The following is a 15,047-nucleotide window of genomic DNA, read 5'->3' as shown; positions in this document are numbered from 1 at the left end:
CCAGTCAGGCTTGCAGGCATCATGCCGTTTTGCCATGTTACCAACTCAGGAAAGTGTGTATGAACAAATTTTTCAGTCTGATCGGTCGTCTGCTGCTGGCGCAAATTTATCTGGTTTCCATCATTATCCAATTGATGCTGATTTTCAAGAATCCGGATGGTTATTCGGCATATCAGGACTTTCTGGCACAACACGGACTGGGCACCATATTCGCTCCCATCATGATACTGGTTCAGCTGGTGGCAGGTAGCCTGTTATTCCTAGGCTTCAAAACCCGTGGCGCGGCGATTACCCTGGCCATTTATTCCATATTTGTCGCCGTCATACTCAAGTTCAATGAACCTATCGTCTTTATGCAGTACATGGCGATTGCGGGTGGCATGATCATTCTGGCGGTTAATCCCAAAACGGCGTTCAGCCTGGATAACCTCAAGAAGTAATAGGCCAGTGAGTACTTCTGCATAAAAAAAGCCCCGCAATGCGGGGCTTTTTTATAGGTTTTTGGGGTTTATTTCAGGCGGATTTGAGGTTTTTAGGCAGTTGGAATACCACATTCTCAACCACACCCTGCAACTCAGTGACCTCGGCCGCGCCCATTTCCTGCAGGCGCTGGATGACTTCTTTCACCAGAATCTCGGGTGCGGAGGCGCCAGCGGAAACGCCGATGCGCTTTTTGCCTGCAAGCCAGTCGGCGTTCAGGTAGCTGGCGTTATCGACCATGTAAGACTCGATGCCCTGGTTCTGTGCCACTTCACGCAAGCGGTTTGAGTTGGAGCTATTCGGTGAACCCACCACGATCACCAGATCGCAATCCTTGGCCATCGCCTTCACGGCATCCTGGCGGTTTTGCGTGGCATAGCAGATGGAGTCGCTTTTGGGCGCGCTGATGAGGGGAAATTTGTCCTTGAGGGCGGTGACGATAGATGCAGCGTCATCAATGGAGAGCGTCGTCTGCGTGACATAGGCGAGTTTGGCGGGGTCTTTGACCTGGAGGCTATCCACGTCTTCCGGTTTTTCCACCAGATACATGCCGCCATCAGACTGGCCCATGGTGCCTTCTACTTCAGGGTGACCCTTGTGGCCGATCATGACGATCTCTTTGCCATCCTGACGCATTTTAGCGACTTCATTATGGACTTTGGTAACCAGCGGGCAGGTGGCATCAAACACGCGCAGACCGCGCGCCTCGGCGTCGGTACGGACTTCGCGCGACACACCGTGTGCGCTGAAAATCACGGTATTGCCTGGCGGGACTTCTTCCAGTTCTTCGATAAACACGGCGCCCTTGCGCTTGAGTTCATCCACGACAAATTTGTTGTGTACGACTTCGTGGCGCACGTAGATGGGGGCGCCAAATTTCTCCAGCGCCTGCTCCACAATGATGATGGCGCGATCGACGCCGGCACAGAAGCCGCGTGGGTTGGCAAGTACGATATCCATAGAGTGTCTTCGATTCAGCTTAACAATGATGGGCAGCTTATGGCCACCCTAGTTGCCCAGCCAGTGGGCAAAGGTTAACAGCAACAGCAGGCCGACCAGCAAGACCAGCACGCGCCACACGAGGCCTACCGCGCTTTTCAGATAATCGGCATCGGCTTCATCACCCAGGCCGAGCTCCGGACGGAACTGCAATACGCCGCGATATGGCAGCGGCTCACCCAATCTTACGCCCAAGGCACCTGCGCCACTCGCCAGAATGATCCCCAGGGATTGCTCTGGCCAGCCGGCAGCTTGCGTGCGCCAGCAATAAACGGCATCCTCAAAGTCGCCCACAATGGCAAAACACGCGCCCGAAATACGGATAGGCAGCCAGTCCAGCCACTCGAATGCGCGGTGGGCGAAACGATGGAAGTGGTTATCCAGATGGGGTTCCCAGCTTTGCATGAAAAGGTGCGAAAGCCGATAAAGCAGCGCGCCGCCGGGGCCCAGCAGCACAAACCAGAAAATAGGTCCAAACAGCCCCTGGTGGGCGCGGCGCAGTGTGGTTTCAATGCTGACACGGGCGACTTCAGCAGCATTGTAATGGCTGGTTTCCAGCGGGGGCTCCCACTGGCTGAGCAGTGTGCGGGCTTCATCTATGTTTTTGTCAGCAAGGGCGGTGGCAATGCGCTCGGCGCGCTGGCTGAACCGGCTGAACCGCAGGATGAGGTAGAGCACGGCAATGCCGAACAGCATGCCAACGATGACGTTAAGCTCCATCAGGCCGTAATACAGAAAGCCAATCACGATGGAAGGCAGCAGGGCACCCAGGGTCCAGGCTACAACGCCGTGCCGGTTTTTCCCGCCATTGAAGTTGCGTTCCAGCAATTGTGCATAAGGCGTGCAAATATGAAAAAGCCAGTCCAGGCTTTTATGCGGGCGGTAGTAACTGAGAGCGAGCGCGCTGACCAGAACAATGAAATTCATGGAGATGCATCCTGCGGTTCATGCGATAACGGCATTTCTACCCGTAATACGCTGTTTTCGAAAATTTCCAGCGTAGGTAATTGTAATGAAGAGTGGTGCTGATTCGTATAGTCCAATAGGGCACCGTAGGTTTTGCCATAGGCGAGCAGCGGGTGCGCCTTGATGCTGACAGCCACCACTTCACGTTTGGGAATGGTCGCACTTTTAAGCGGAGATTGCAGTTTTGCATCTGCTGGAATCATATAGCCGGTGCGTGCCAGCAAGTCGGCGGGCTTGGTTTTGCGGGGGTCGGTCATGACCAGCGTAACTTCAGCGCCGTGGCTGATACCTTGTCTGTCCAGCTCCTGCTTGACCTCTGCCAGCGTTTCGCCGAGTTTGGAATAAACACCCTGCGCTTCCAGATACGCATAGTGATAATCGCCGGCCCGTTCAATCTGTAGCTTGGGGGTGCTGAAAAGCCCCCACCACCACAGCATGGCAGTAATGGGCAGAATGAAGGCGATAAAGATAATGGGTAGCTGTTTTTTCACGGGTATAGGTGCTTGAGGCGGGTGGCGGCATGGGAAGCAATAATCAAGGTAAAAGATACCACAACCCTGCCCGCCTTGCACTGATTCAGCTTGCGCCTATTCGTTTGTGCTGGCCTTAGTTGCTATAATCCTGTTTTTTCGAAAAAAGACGGCATCGCCGACCTGACCATGATGAAGAATACCGCCACATTGCTGGTGACCTGCCCGGACCAGAAAGGGATCGTTGCAGGTATTGCGGATTTTTTATACCGCCACAATGCCAATATCCTGCATGCTGACCAGCATCAGGACGCTGAAAACGGCCTGTTTTTGATGCGGGTTGAGTGGGATCTCAGCGATTCTGCCATCAATGCCGATAATTTTTCTGAGCATTTCACGCCTATAGCCGAGCGTTTCAGCATGACCTGGCAGCTCAAGCTTGGTCAGAAGCGCACTCGCATGGCCATCATGGTGTCGCAATACGATCATTGCCTGGTCGATTTGCTGCACCGTCACCAAAGTGGTGAACTGGCTTGCGAGATTCCGCTGATTGTCAGCAACCACCGCCATACCGAGCGGCTGGCTGAGTACCATGGCATCCCTTTCCATTATGTGGAGGTGAACCGTGACAACAAGGCCGAAGCCGAAGCAAAGCAGTTTGCGTTGTTTGACCAATACGGCGTGGACCTCATCGTGCTGGCGCGTTACATGCAGATATTGTCGCCTGCCTTTGTGCAGCGGTATCCGCAGCGCATCATCAATATTCACCATTCCTTCCTGCCGGCGTTTATTGGCGCGCGTCCGTATCATCGGGCATTTGAGCGCGGCGTCAAACTGATCGGGGCGACCAGCCATTATGTAACCGAAGTGCTGGATGAAGGCCCGATTATCGAGCAGGACATTGCGCGTATTTCCCATCGCGACCAGGTGGAAGACCTGATCCAGAAGGGGCGTGATCTGGAACGCGTGGTGCTGTCGCGCGCCGTGCGTTGGCACATTGAAAACCGTATTCTGCTTTACGCTAACAAGACGGTGATTTTTGATTAGGCGGCTGCATTTAAGCGGCGACCAGTCGTAAAGCCAAACAAAAAAGCGAACGTGCAACCGTTCGCTTTTTTGTTTGCAGATGGATGAGATCAGTCTTTTACGACATTTTCCAGCGCAAACAGCTCGGCAATGGTTTCCCGCTTGCGGATGAGTTGATAGCTTGCACCATCCACCATGACTTCCGCAGCCCGGGGGCGAGTATTGTAATTGGAGCTCATGCTCATGCCATAAGCGCCTGCAGACAGGATCGCCAGCAGATCGCCTTGCTTCAGGCCGAGTTCACGGTCATGGCCAAGAAAGTCGCCGCTTTCACAAACCGGGCCCACAATTTCGTATATCTCTTTGGGCGTGGCATCGGGGCTGACTTCGGCAATCTGGTGGTAAGCATCGTAAAGCGCAGGCCGCATCAGGTCATTCATGGCGGCATCCACAATCGCAAAGTTCTTGGCTTCGGTGTGCTTGAGGTATTCCACACGCGTCAGCAAGGCGCCAGCATTCCCTACCAGTGCACGGCCAGGCTCAAACACCAGCTTGACCTTGCGATCACCCAGCTTCTTCAACATCGCCGCGGCATAGGCGGCAAAATCCGGTGGTGTTTCTTCGTTGTAGCAAATGCCAATACCACCACCTGCATCGATGTGGCGGATAGCAATGCCAGCTGCTTCCAGCTGGTCAACCAGCGCCAGGACGCGGTCAAACGCGTCCAGAAACGGCGACAGCTCAGTCAGCTGCGAGCCGATATGGCAATCCACGCCGTGCACGTCAATGTTGGGCATGGCCGCGGCCTGCTGATAAAGCGCCAGTGACTGCTCGTAGGCAACGCCGAACTTGTTGTTCTTAAGGCCAGTGGAAATATAAGGGTGGGTTTTGGCATCCACGTTAGGGTTGACCCGCAGCGATACCGGGGCGATTTTGCCCATGCTGCCTGCCACCTCATTCAATCGTTCCAGCTCGGCTGCGGACTCCACATTGAAGCAGAAAATCCCCGCGGTCAGAGCAGCCCGCATTTCATCGGCGGTTTTACCCACGCCGGAAAACACCACTTTGGAGGCATCACCGCCCGCTGCCAGTACGCGCGCCAGCTCACCACCGGAAACAATATCAAACCCGGCGCCCAGCTTGGCGAATACGCTCAGCACGCCCAGGCTGGGATTGGCTTTGACCGCAAAGCACACGAGGTGGTCTACCCCCGCAAAGCCTTGCTGAAAGTCGCGATAGGCCGTTTCCAGCGCCTGACGCGAGTAGACGTAGCAAGGGGTGGAGAATTCCTCTGCCAACTGGTTCAGCGGCACTTGTTCGGCGTGCAGTTGGCCGTTCTTGAGTTGAAATGCGTTCACGTGAGTTGATCTATGCCGTGTGGGTGTAAGGGATTACAAAGAATTTCAGCTGCCAACTGCCTCAGGGCACCTGGTCGCTGCTTTGCTTGGCGGGTTTGGGTACCGCTTTTCGCTCCGCCGGATCGAGCGGATATTGCTTTTCAGGGATGTAAAGCGGCCCCTTGGTGCCGCAGGCAGCGAGGCTGATGGTAAATAAAAGGCCGAGGAGAACTGCGCGCATGGGGTGTGCCTGTACAAGTGAAAAGCCTGTGTATTTTAACACAAAGCCTCTATATCGCATGGCGGAGGACTTGCGCGCCGCTTATCGCCCAAAATTGACCATACGTCGGGCGAGACTGGCGTTTGCGCGCTAAGATAAGCATGATTCAGTTACCTAGAAAGGGTACGCCATGCGCCAAGTATTCCGAGATTGCCAGCAAGCTGGTTTTACATTGATTGAGTTGATGATCACGGTTGCCATTGTCGGCATCCTGGCTGCCGTTGCTTATCCCAGTTATACCGATTACGTGAAGCGTGCCCAGATTCCCCAGGCAACCGCGGAGTTGTCGCAAATGCGTAATCGCATGGAGCGCTACTATCAGGATAATCGCACCTATGCGAATGGAGGGGCTTGCGGTGCGATACCCTCACCGGTCGATCATTTTGATGTGGCATGTGCCACCAACAATGGGGGGCAGTCTTATTTGATTACGGCGACCGGCAACGGCCCCATGGCCAGCTTTGTTTACACCATAGACCAGAACAACGCCAAAACTTCAAAGACCAAGTTCGGGAGTACGACTCAGACTTCGGCAACATGCTGGTTGACCAAGGCAGGGAGCAGTTGCTGATGCCAACCCGTCATGCGCCAGGCTTTACGCTGATTGAAATGCTCATCGTGATCAGCATTGTTGGCATTCTGGCAGCCGTGGCGATTCCCAGTTTTCGTATTTTCATGGCCAATGTACAAATCAAGTCAGCGTCCGAAGCCATTTTGAATGGCTTGCAACTGGCACGGGCCGAGGCCGTGCGTCGCAATGCCCAGGTGCGCTTTACCCTGATAGGCCAGACCGGATGGAGCGTAGGTTGCCTAACCGTGGTGGGTGATAACGATGGTGATGGCTTGCAAGATTGTCCCGCCATTATCCAGAGCCGCGATGCTTCAGAAAGTGCCAGTGCGGTTAAGACAACGGTCACTCCCGGCGGTGCTGCGACTATTACATTTAATGGGATGGGGCGGATACCTGATCCGGATGTTGGTGGGGTGTCATTGGCGAGTTCGATCAGCGATATCATTATTGATAACGACAGCATTACTACTGAGCAAAGCAGAGAACTGCGTATTCAGATCCGTGGCGCCTCGGTGCGCAGCTGTGACCCAAATGTTACCTTAACTGGAGATGGCAGAAGATGTTGATGTCGCCCCCCTCTCAACACCGCTCTGCCCAGCGAGGTTCCATTCTGCTCGAAGGCCTGATTGCCATCCTGATTTTTTCTATCGGGATACTGGCGATCGTGGGCTTGCATGCGTCGGCGATCAAAACCGTGGCTGACGCCCAATATCGTCTGGAAGCTAGTTTGTATGCCGAGCGTATCGTGTCCCTCATGTGGGCGGATGTACCCAATATTTCGACCTATGCTTACCCCGGTGGGACGGCAACAGCACTTGCCCCCTGGTTAGCCAACATCGGCACCTTGCCAGGGGTGAATGTACAAGGCAATGTGAATGCGCCCACCATTACTATCGCCGGCAGTGCCGCCAACGGCTGGACCGTCACGGTGAATGTTTTCTGGCAAGCGCCGGGTGCCACTGCCAATGAAGGTCGGCACAATTTCCGCTCGGTCTCTTATATCAGCGCAAGCAAATCATGATAACAAAACATTTTTCTCGTGGATTCAGTCTGGTCGAGTTGATGGTCGGCATCGTGATCGCCTTGCTGGGCAGCCTTGTTATTACGCAAGTGTTTTCGATTACCGAACAGAGCAAACAGACCACCACCAGCGGTAGCGACGCGCAACAAAATGGAGCTCTGGCGATGTTGCTAATGGACAAGGATATGCGGCAGGCAGGATATGGCATGAACATCACTCCATGTTCCGGTGCTTGTGAGGTGTCTGGTTTCATGGGGGGGACAGTTAACCTTAACGACTCAGGGCCACGCACGGTGGCAGCAACCCCTTTTGTCTTTGTGCCTATCCTGATTATGCAGGGTGCTGCTGATGCCCCAGATACCATTGTGGTGAGCTATGGCAATGCCGCTACTACTCTTGTGCCTGAATATACGCGACTAGAAGCGAAGGGCGCAGAAGGTATCACAGTGAATGCAAGCAACACGGGGAAAAATACCATTTATGGCTACACACTGGGAGATGTGCTGGTGCTGGCGGACGGCACTACCGGAACCGGGGATGTCATCCAGTATAGTGGGGCGGATGACAGCGTGGGCCGGGTGATGCACGAGACAGGAAATTACCAGCTAGGTCCTGTCACACAGAGTTTTCGTTATAACGATGGCGTTCTGCCTCTTTATCCTAAAAATAGTTTGCTATTCAATTTGGGGCCATCGCCCGTCAATAATAGTTACAGCATCGTGCAGGATAACTCAGGACGCAGAAATCTCGTGCAAACCAATAATATGACGGGTTCGCAAAGCATTATTGCCACCGATATCGTTGATCTCCAGGCCGAGTATGGCAAGGACACCACTGGCAGCGGAGTGATTAACACTTGGGATACCGTGACGCCTACCGGGGCTAATTTTGCTGCCCTCAACACAGCCTGGTCGCAGGTCAAGGCGATACGGTATGGTCTGGTGGCGCGCAGCATTAAGCGCGAAGCCGCTTGTAATGTCACCACCACCTTGCCCGTCTGGCGGCCCGATGGCGTGACGACGAAAACCTTTTCCAATGTAGGCACTAATGCCGATTGGCGGTGCTACCGCTATCGGGTTTTTGAAACCACCAATGTCTTGCGTAATCTGGTATGGGTACCCTAGTGATGCGTAACCTTCCCAACACACAACGCGGTGTCGTGCTGTTTCTGGCCCTGATCTTTCTGGTGGCCATGACCTTGGCGGGTGTTGCGCTGGTGCGTTCTGTGGATACCGGCAATATCATTGCCGGTAATGTGGCGTTCAAAAAATCCGCCCTGATGTCCTCAGATCGCGGTACTCAGATTGCGTATCAATGGCTGTCTGCCAATCAGCCATCGCTAACCTCAGATAGTCCTGGCAGTGGGTATTTTTCATCATTGCCCGCTAACGGAGGTTCTCCGGGTTCGACCCTCGCTGTATGGAATGACCGCAATTGGGTGGCCGAGTCGGCATGGACCAGCGCTGTCACTCTATCTAGCGATGCTGCGGGCAATACGACGCAATATGTCATCCAGCGCATGTGCAAGTTGGCGGGCGTGGCCTTTGATCCCACAGGGGAAAATGGACAACTCTGCATCAAGCGAACAATGGCTGATGGCAACGCTCAGAACGCCGGAGGCTCGGAAGGTGGCGGCGGTGGGAGTTATACCGGAGGGTTCATGGTGTATTACCGCGTGACCACCAGGGTAAAAGGCCCTCGCAATGCAGTGAGCATCACCCAGAGCACCATTACAGTGAAGCCTTAGGAGTCAGGAAAATGCTGAACAGAAAACTTGAAAAATGCCTGTCGATTTTTCTGACTGGCTTGGGCTTGATCTTGGCCCAGCCCGCCACCGCGGCCCTGACCGATATTGCCAGTGCGCCGATCTCAAATAATTCAGGCACTGTGGTCAAGCCGAACGTCATGTTCGTGCTGGATGACTCTGGCAGTATGGACTTCAATTACCTGCCAGATAACGTTTCCAATACCAGCTCTGCCGGCACTATTTATAACTGCCGGCTGGTTAATGGCGGCAGTACTAAATGTTCAGGAGGCCGTGATGACGGCGCGGCCATGGTGGATGGTGGCGATCCCCCTTTTTACAGCTTTTACCACAACGCTACCTATTACAACCCGAATATTACTTATACGCCGCCGGTGAATCCGTGCGATCCCACCAGCAACCTGCCCAGCCAGACCACCTGGACAGCAGTGCGTACCAATGGGCATACGATGAACACCAGTTGCGGTCAGACGTCGGGGACAGTGAATATCCAGACTGCGTTTCCTGAGCGGGTTTACTGCAACTCCAATGGCACGACCTGTAAGCGTAACGGTATCGATTATCGTAGCTCCGGCTCTTACGATGATTATGATTTTCCCGATAACGATCGAACCAATCCCTACACTTCGACCACCGGCACTTACCGTTATCCGACCACGATAAACTCGAATCCGCATTACTACACCATCACGCCGATCGAGTACTGCACACGCGCCGACTTGAAAACCTGCAATGTACAAGCCGCGGCTAACAGTACTTATAGTTTTCCGGCCTATGTGCGCTATTGCAACAACAATACCAATGCCGGTACTTCTGGAAATCCTGCAGCGAATAGCTGCCAGGCGGCTTTCAACCTGAGCGCTGGTTTCCGCTATGCCCGCTACGGCAAATTCCGGCGCGTGAATATCGTCTCGGGCGCCACTTTCCCCAAGGCTGACAGTCGCTCGGATTGCAGTGGCAGCACATGCAGCTATACCGAAGAAATGAACAATTTTGCCAACTGGTATGCCTATTACCGCACCCGCATGATGAATATGAAAAGCTCGGCAGGCCGTGCTTTCAGCTCGCTGGATGATGCTTACCGCGTGGGGTTTCTGACGCTCAATACTGCTTCCAGCAAATTCCTCAAGCTGGATACCTTTAACGCTACCAACAAGAAAACCTGGTACCAGCGCCTGTATGGCATGGACCCCAGCGGTGGTACTCCTCTGCGCGAGGCGCTTTCTCGAGTAGGGCGTTACTACGGTGGTAAAACGAATGGCATCAACTCGATGACCACGGATGACCCCATGCAGTATTCCTGCCAGCAGAATTTCACGATTCTGACCACGGATGGTTACTGGAATGGGAATGCGGGTGTGCAACTGGACGGTAGCAGCGCCATCGGCAATCAGGACAATACAAATACTGGCTACGCCAAGCGTTCTGATGGGGTATACGATGGTGGTCTCGCTGGTTCAACCAATACTCTGGCGGATGTGGCCCTGTACTATTACCAGACCGATCTGCGACCATCCATGCCTGCCAGTGATCTCTTGAAGTCACCTACCGATAACAATAACCAGCAGCATATGGTGACCTTTACCCTGGGCCTGGGTCTGAATGGTGAACTGGAGTACGACCCCTATTACCAGACGCCACAAGGCGACTTCAAGGACATTATTGATGGCGTTAAAAATTGGCCGGTTCCCGTGGCTGATACGCTCACCGCCGTCGATGATCTGTGGCACGCGGCCGTGAATGGCCGGGGCCAGTATTTCAGCGCATCTGATCCCTCTGCAGTAACGTCCGGCTTGCAAACGGCATTGGCCGCGGTGAATACCAAATCCACTGATGCGTCGGCCGCGACCACCAGTAGTCCGAATCTGACGTCAGGCGATAACTACGCCTTTAATGCCACCTATCGGACAGTGAAGTGGGATGGTGAGATTGTTGCGGGTACCGTCGATCTGACCACGGGCCTGGCCACCTCGGCCAACTTGTGGTCGGCACAGAGCCAGCTCGATGCCAAAGGCGGTATCGATACCGATACCCGTACCATATACAAAATGAATACCAGCCGTGCGCTGGTACCGTTTAACACCGCCAATCTGACTTCCAGCGAAGTGCTGCTGTTTACCAACCAGTGCAGCAAGCTTTCCCAGTGTCCGGTCTTGAATTCCGCGACCCAAACCATTGCGAACAATGCGACCAATCTGATCAACTTCCTGCGTGGTCAAAGCCAGCATGAAAATGTCGGCAGCAACCCGCAAGCGAGCAAGGCGTTTCGCGATCGTGATCATGTGCTGGGCGATCTCGCCAACTCGATTCCGGCCTATGTGAAAGCGCCGCGTTACAACTTTGGTGATTATGTTTCGCCCAGTTATGGGGCCTTCAAGTCAGCTAATGCCAATCGACCAGCTACGTTATATGTTGGCGGGAATGATGGCATGCTGCATGCATTCAATGCCGACACGGGTGCGGAGCGCTGGGCGTTTGTACCGCGGGTGGTTATGCAGAATATGTATGCTTTGGCGGATAAAAATTACTCCTCCAAGCACAAGTATTATGTAGACGGTTCGCCTATCGTGATGGATATTTATGCGGGTGGTGGCTGGAAAACCATTTTGGTGGGCGGTCTGAATGCAGGTGGGCGTGGCTATTACGCACTGGATGTGACAGATCCCACTGCACCGCGCGGGTTATGGGAATTCTGCAGCGATAGCACCTATTGCGATGTAGCTGACGAAAACCTGGGCTATAGTTTTGGCAACCCGGTGATAGGCAAGTTGCCCAATGGTACCTGGGTGGTGATGGTGACTTCAGGTTACAACAATGTCACACCAGGCGATGGCAAGGGCTATTTGTATGTATTGAATGCCCTGACAGGTGCGCTGATCAGAAAAGTCTCGACTGGCGTGGGTGACACCACGACGCCTAGTGGATTATCCAGAATTGCTGGCTGGGCGGATAATCCGAATGCCGACGCCACGATCACCCAGGTTTATGGTGGAGATATGTTGGGTAATGTCTGGCGCTTCAACATGAGTGATTACAATGTGTCTACTTTGGCTCAGCTGAAATATGGTAACACCGCGCAGCCCATCACCACTAAGCCTCAACTTGGAGCGATCTCGGGCAGTACCGCGCATATCGTATATGTCGCTACGGGTGCATATCTGGGCTTGACGGATTTGGCAACGACGGGTGTGCAGAGTATTTATGCCTTGCGCGATACTGGTACAGCGATCAGTAATCCGCGGACTAATGCCATCACCATTACCAAATCAGGCAATACGGCTACCGTCAGTGGCACTGGCGTCAATGGCAGCTGGTACGCCGATCTTCCGACCACCGGCGAGCGGGTCTTCGTCAATCCGCAACTGGGGCTAGGTACGCTGGTGGTGGCAAGTGGTATTCCTAGCGGGGATGCCTGCAGTCCAGGCGGAGATAGCTGGATCTATTTCTTTGATTACAAAACGGGTCGCTTCACGACGGCAGGCACTAGCGCGCAGGGCAGCTATAACTCTTCGGGTGGGTTGATTACTGGCCTCTCGCTATATACCCTGCCGAATGGAACCTTGCGTTATAACACCTCAACGGTGGGAGGTGACATCGGATGTCCTTCATGTACAGGTGGTCCTGGCCCTACAGGTGGGGTTGATCAGACATCAATACGTGCCAGTTGGAGAGAGATCACCACGGAATAGAGATGTCATCAGGCTCCAACCGCGTTGGAGCCTTTACTTTGTCGCTAGTGTTTCCAGCGCATCCACCATCAATGCCGCCGGGTTGCAGTCAGTTTGTGCGGCAATCTCTACCATGCCGGTCGGGCTGGTGACATTCACTTCTGTGAGGCTGTCGCCAATTACATCAAGCCCAACCAGGAATAGCCCATTCGCTTTCAAGACTTTGCCGACGGTAGTGGCAATCTCGCGATCGCGTTCGGTTAACAGTTGCGCTACACCTTTGCCGCCTGCTGCCAGGTTGCCGCGTGTTTCGCCATTTTGCGGGATGCGTGCCAAGGCGTAAGGTACTGGCTCCCCGTCAATGATCAGGATGCGTTTGTCGCCTTTAACGATCTCTGGCAGATAGCGCTGGGCCATGACGGTACGCTTTTCGAAGTCGGTGATGGTTTCAAGAATCACGCCTATGTTCGGATCTTGCTGCGTCAAACGGAACACACTGCTACCGCCCATGCCATCCAGCGGCTTGACTACGATATCGCCATGCAACGCCAGAAACTCGCGAATAAGCCCACGCTGGCGTGTCACCAGAAAGGGCGGTGCAAACTGCGGGAAGCGGGTGATGGAGAGTTTCTCGTTCCAGCCACGCACCGCTTGTGGTGCATTCAGAATGCGCGCGCCCTGACGTTCGGCGATTTCCAGCAGATAGGTGCTATACAGAAATTCGTTATCAAACGGCGGGTCTTTGCGCATCAGCACGGCATCAAACTGCTCAGGCGCTGTCTCCTGCAAATCCCCCAGCACATAGCCATGCTCGCCAAAGGCAAAGTCGCGATATTGCACGGTGACTTTGTCATGTCGCAGCAACACTTGCTGCTGTTCGCATACGGCCAGCGCATGGCCGCGACGCGCAGCCTCGCGCATGATGGCGAGGCTGGTATCTTTGTAAGTGACCAGCTTGTCCAGCGGATCCAGAATGAAGAGTAGCCGCATATTATTGGTCTGGGTCGTGTTCTTGCAGCTCAATTGCCGCTGCCAGCAAGGCTAGTCGCGCGACAACACCATAGGCATAGAAGCGATTGGGTGGCGCATCCGGCGCTCCCGCACAGTCGGGCAGCGAGCAAGGTTTTTCAAAAGCCAGGGGTTCGAAGTGCATGCCAGGGGCATTGAGGTTTTCATCCACGCCACGTCCGGTATGCACACGATAGAAACCGCCCACCACAAAGTGATCCATCATGTAGACCACGGGCTCAGCCACCGCATCATGGATGCATTCAAACGTGTATACGCCCTCTTGCAGTATCACTTCGGATACTTGCAGGCCTTCTTTGACCACGGCCATTTTATTGCGCTGCTTGCGGTTGAGGTCTTTGACGTCATCCGGGCTTTTCACCGTCATGATGCCCATGCCGTAAGTGCCGGCATCGGCTTTCACGATGACAAACGGTTCTTGCTCAACGCCATATTCCGCATACTTGATGCGAATTTTGGCGAGCAGTTGTTCCACTTTTTCAGCCAGCTCGGCTTCGCCTACGCGCGCATGAAAATCCAGGCCGCTACAGGTATCGAAATACGGATTTACCAACCACTCATCAATGCCAAGCAGATTGGCGAAGTCTTGGGCAACGCGGTTGTAGGCACTGAAGTGCTGCGATTTGCGGCGGGTAGCCCAGCCAGCATGCAAAGGGGGAATCAGGTTCTGTTCCAGCCCTTGCAGAATCTCCGGCACGCCACCGGATAAATCGTTATTGAGCAAAATCGCGCAACTGTCGAAATTATCGAGCACCAGACGATTGCCCTTGCGCTGCACAGGCTCGAGCAGAATGCTGCCACCATCATGCGTTTCCAGGTAGGTCGGCTCGGTAATTTCGGGCGAGATACTGCCAATGCGTACCTCCAAACCAGCATGTCGCAGGATGTTGGTCAGCGCTGCCACATTGCGCAGGTAAAAGGTATTACGGGTATGGTTTTCGGGAATCACCAGCAGGCGCCGGGCATCCGGGCAGATCTTCTCAACTGCACTCATGGCGGCTTGCACGCAGAGGGAGAGAAATTCGGGATTCAGGTTATTGAATCCGCCGGGGAAGAGATTGGTATCTACCGGAGCCAGTTTGAAACCGGCATTGCGCAAATCAACGGAAGCATAAAAAGGAACGCTGTATTCGGCCCACTGGCTGCGAAACCAATGTTCGATTTGTGGCATGGCTGCCAGCATGCGTTGTTCAAGGGATAACAGGGGGCCGGTCAAGGCCGTTGTAAGATGAGGGACCATATTCAATCAAATTGTATGAGTCCGTAGGATTTTAGCTTAGTTGCATCCATCTGCCTAAAAAAAACGGGCGCAGATTGCGCCCGAAGAGGAGGAGATAATGCATGGAAACCGAGCAATAAAATGTTCGAAACACCGAGGTGTGGAGCAATTTATGCCTGATCATACATAAGCAAACGCTGTGCCAGCTCTTGAGGC

The 15,047-nt window shown here is 54.0% G+C and carries 15 protein-coding genes; 8 read left to right on the top strand and 7 right to left on the bottom strand.

Features of this window, described 5'->3' with window-relative positions; translation table 11 throughout:
* Positions 1-59 precede the first annotated feature (59 nt).
* Entirely contained in the window at positions 60-440 is a 381-nt protein-coding gene (locus MPQ_RS12405; protein ID WP_013443307.1) for a DoxX family protein, read from the top strand.
* Between the two features lie 73 nt (positions 441-513).
* Here MPQ_RS12405 and ispH read toward each other — a convergent pair whose 3' ends face one another.
* From ispH to MPQ_RS12390, 3 genes are read right to left on the bottom strand one after another with little or no spacing between them, the layout of a single operon-like run.
* Entirely contained in the window at positions 514-1,440 is a 927-nt protein-coding gene (ispH, locus tag MPQ_RS12400; RefSeq protein ID WP_013443306.1) for a 4-hydroxy-3-methylbut-2-enyl diphosphate reductase, read from the bottom strand.
* Positions 1,441-1,488: 48 nt separating this feature from the next.
* Positions 1,489-2,406, bottom strand: a complete 918-nt coding sequence (locus tag MPQ_RS12395; protein WP_013443305.1) for a CobD/CbiB family protein — start codon at positions 2,404-2,406, stop codon at positions 1,489-1,491.
* Complete coding sequence (locus tag MPQ_RS12390; RefSeq protein WP_013443304.1) at positions 2,403-2,936, bottom strand: GyrI-like domain-containing protein; 534 nt, start codon at positions 2,934-2,936, stop codon at positions 2,403-2,405. Before MPQ_RS12390 ends, MPQ_RS12395 begins: the two co-directional genes overlap by 4 nt.
* Before the next feature lie 171 nt (positions 2,937-3,107).
* Here MPQ_RS12390 and purU point away from each other — a divergent pair, with 171 nt between their 5' ends.
* Positions 3,108-3,962, top strand: coding sequence for a formyltetrahydrofolate deformylase (purU, locus tag MPQ_RS12385; protein WP_041362903.1), 855 nt, complete (start codon positions 3,108-3,110; stop codon positions 3,960-3,962).
* A gap of 89 nt (positions 3,963-4,051) precedes the next feature.
* Here the strand turns inward: purU and lysA are convergent, their stop codons facing one another.
* Positions 4,052-5,299, bottom strand: a complete 1,248-nt coding sequence (gene lysA, locus MPQ_RS12380; protein WP_013443302.1) for a diaminopimelate decarboxylase — start codon at positions 5,297-5,299, stop codon at positions 4,052-4,054.
* 61 nt (positions 5,300-5,360) lie between these two features.
* On the bottom strand, positions 5,361-5,519 hold the full coding sequence (locus tag MPQ_RS13760) for a lipoprotein (protein ID WP_013443301.1): 159 nt from the start codon (positions 5,517-5,519) through the stop codon (positions 5,361-5,363).
* Positions 5,520-5,688: 169 nt separating this feature from the next.
* On the opposite strand from MPQ_RS13760, the gene MPQ_RS12375 reads away from it, so the two are divergent.
* The 6 genes from MPQ_RS12375 to MPQ_RS12350 are packed head-to-tail and all read left to right on the top strand — an operon-like array spanning position 5,689 to position 12,604.
* Positions 5,689-6,129, top strand: a complete 441-nt coding sequence (locus tag MPQ_RS12375; protein WP_041362423.1) for a type IV pilin protein — start codon at positions 5,689-5,691, stop codon at positions 6,127-6,129.
* Complete coding sequence (locus MPQ_RS12370) at positions 6,129-6,695, top strand: prepilin-type N-terminal cleavage/methylation domain-containing protein (protein ID WP_041362900.1); 567 nt, start codon at positions 6,129-6,131, stop codon at positions 6,693-6,695. Before MPQ_RS12375 ends, MPQ_RS12370 begins: the two co-directional genes overlap by 1 nt.
* A complete protein-coding gene (locus tag MPQ_RS12365; RefSeq protein WP_238525311.1) occupies positions 6,695-7,150 on the top strand; it encodes a pilus assembly protein PilV in 456 nt (151 codons plus the stop codon). Before MPQ_RS12370 ends, MPQ_RS12365 begins: the two co-directional genes overlap by 1 nt.
* Positions 7,147-8,274 (top strand): PilW family protein, encoded by a 1,128-nt coding sequence (locus MPQ_RS12360; protein WP_013443297.1) that lies wholly within the window; start codon positions 7,147-7,149, stop codon positions 8,272-8,274. The genes MPQ_RS12365 and MPQ_RS12360 overlap by 4 nt, the downstream gene beginning before the upstream one ends.
* A 2-nt stretch (positions 8,275-8,276) precedes the next feature.
* Entirely contained in the window at positions 8,277-8,897 is a 621-nt protein-coding gene (locus MPQ_RS12355; protein WP_013443296.1) for a hypothetical protein, read from the top strand.
* A gap of 11 nt (positions 8,898-8,908) precedes the next feature.
* On the top strand, positions 8,909-12,604 hold the full coding sequence (locus tag MPQ_RS12350; protein WP_013443295.1) for a pilus assembly protein: 3,696 nt from the start codon (positions 8,909-8,911) through the stop codon (positions 12,602-12,604).
* A gap of 33 nt (positions 12,605-12,637) precedes the next feature.
* On the opposite strand, the gene gshB is transcribed toward MPQ_RS12350, so the two are convergent.
* Positions 12,638-13,573: a glutathione synthase gene (gene gshB, locus MPQ_RS12345; protein ID WP_041362421.1), complete on the bottom strand. Its 936-nt coding sequence runs from the start codon at positions 13,571-13,573 to the stop codon at positions 12,638-12,640.
* Between the two features lies 1 nt (position 13,574).
* Positions 13,575-14,852 (bottom strand): glutamate--cysteine ligase, encoded by a 1,278-nt coding sequence (gene gshA / locus MPQ_RS12340; protein ID WP_041362419.1) that lies wholly within the window; start codon positions 14,850-14,852, stop codon positions 13,575-13,577.
* Positions 14,853-15,047: the final 195 nt, after the last annotated feature.

This window comes from Methylovorus sp. MP688 (assembly GCF_000183115.1).
Classification (GTDB): Bacteria; Pseudomonadota; Gammaproteobacteria; order Burkholderiales; family Methylophilaceae; genus Methylovorus; species Methylovorus glucosotrophus.
The sequence above is the reverse complement of the archived record's forward strand: the minus strand, read 5'-3'. Positions and strand labels throughout refer to the sequence as shown.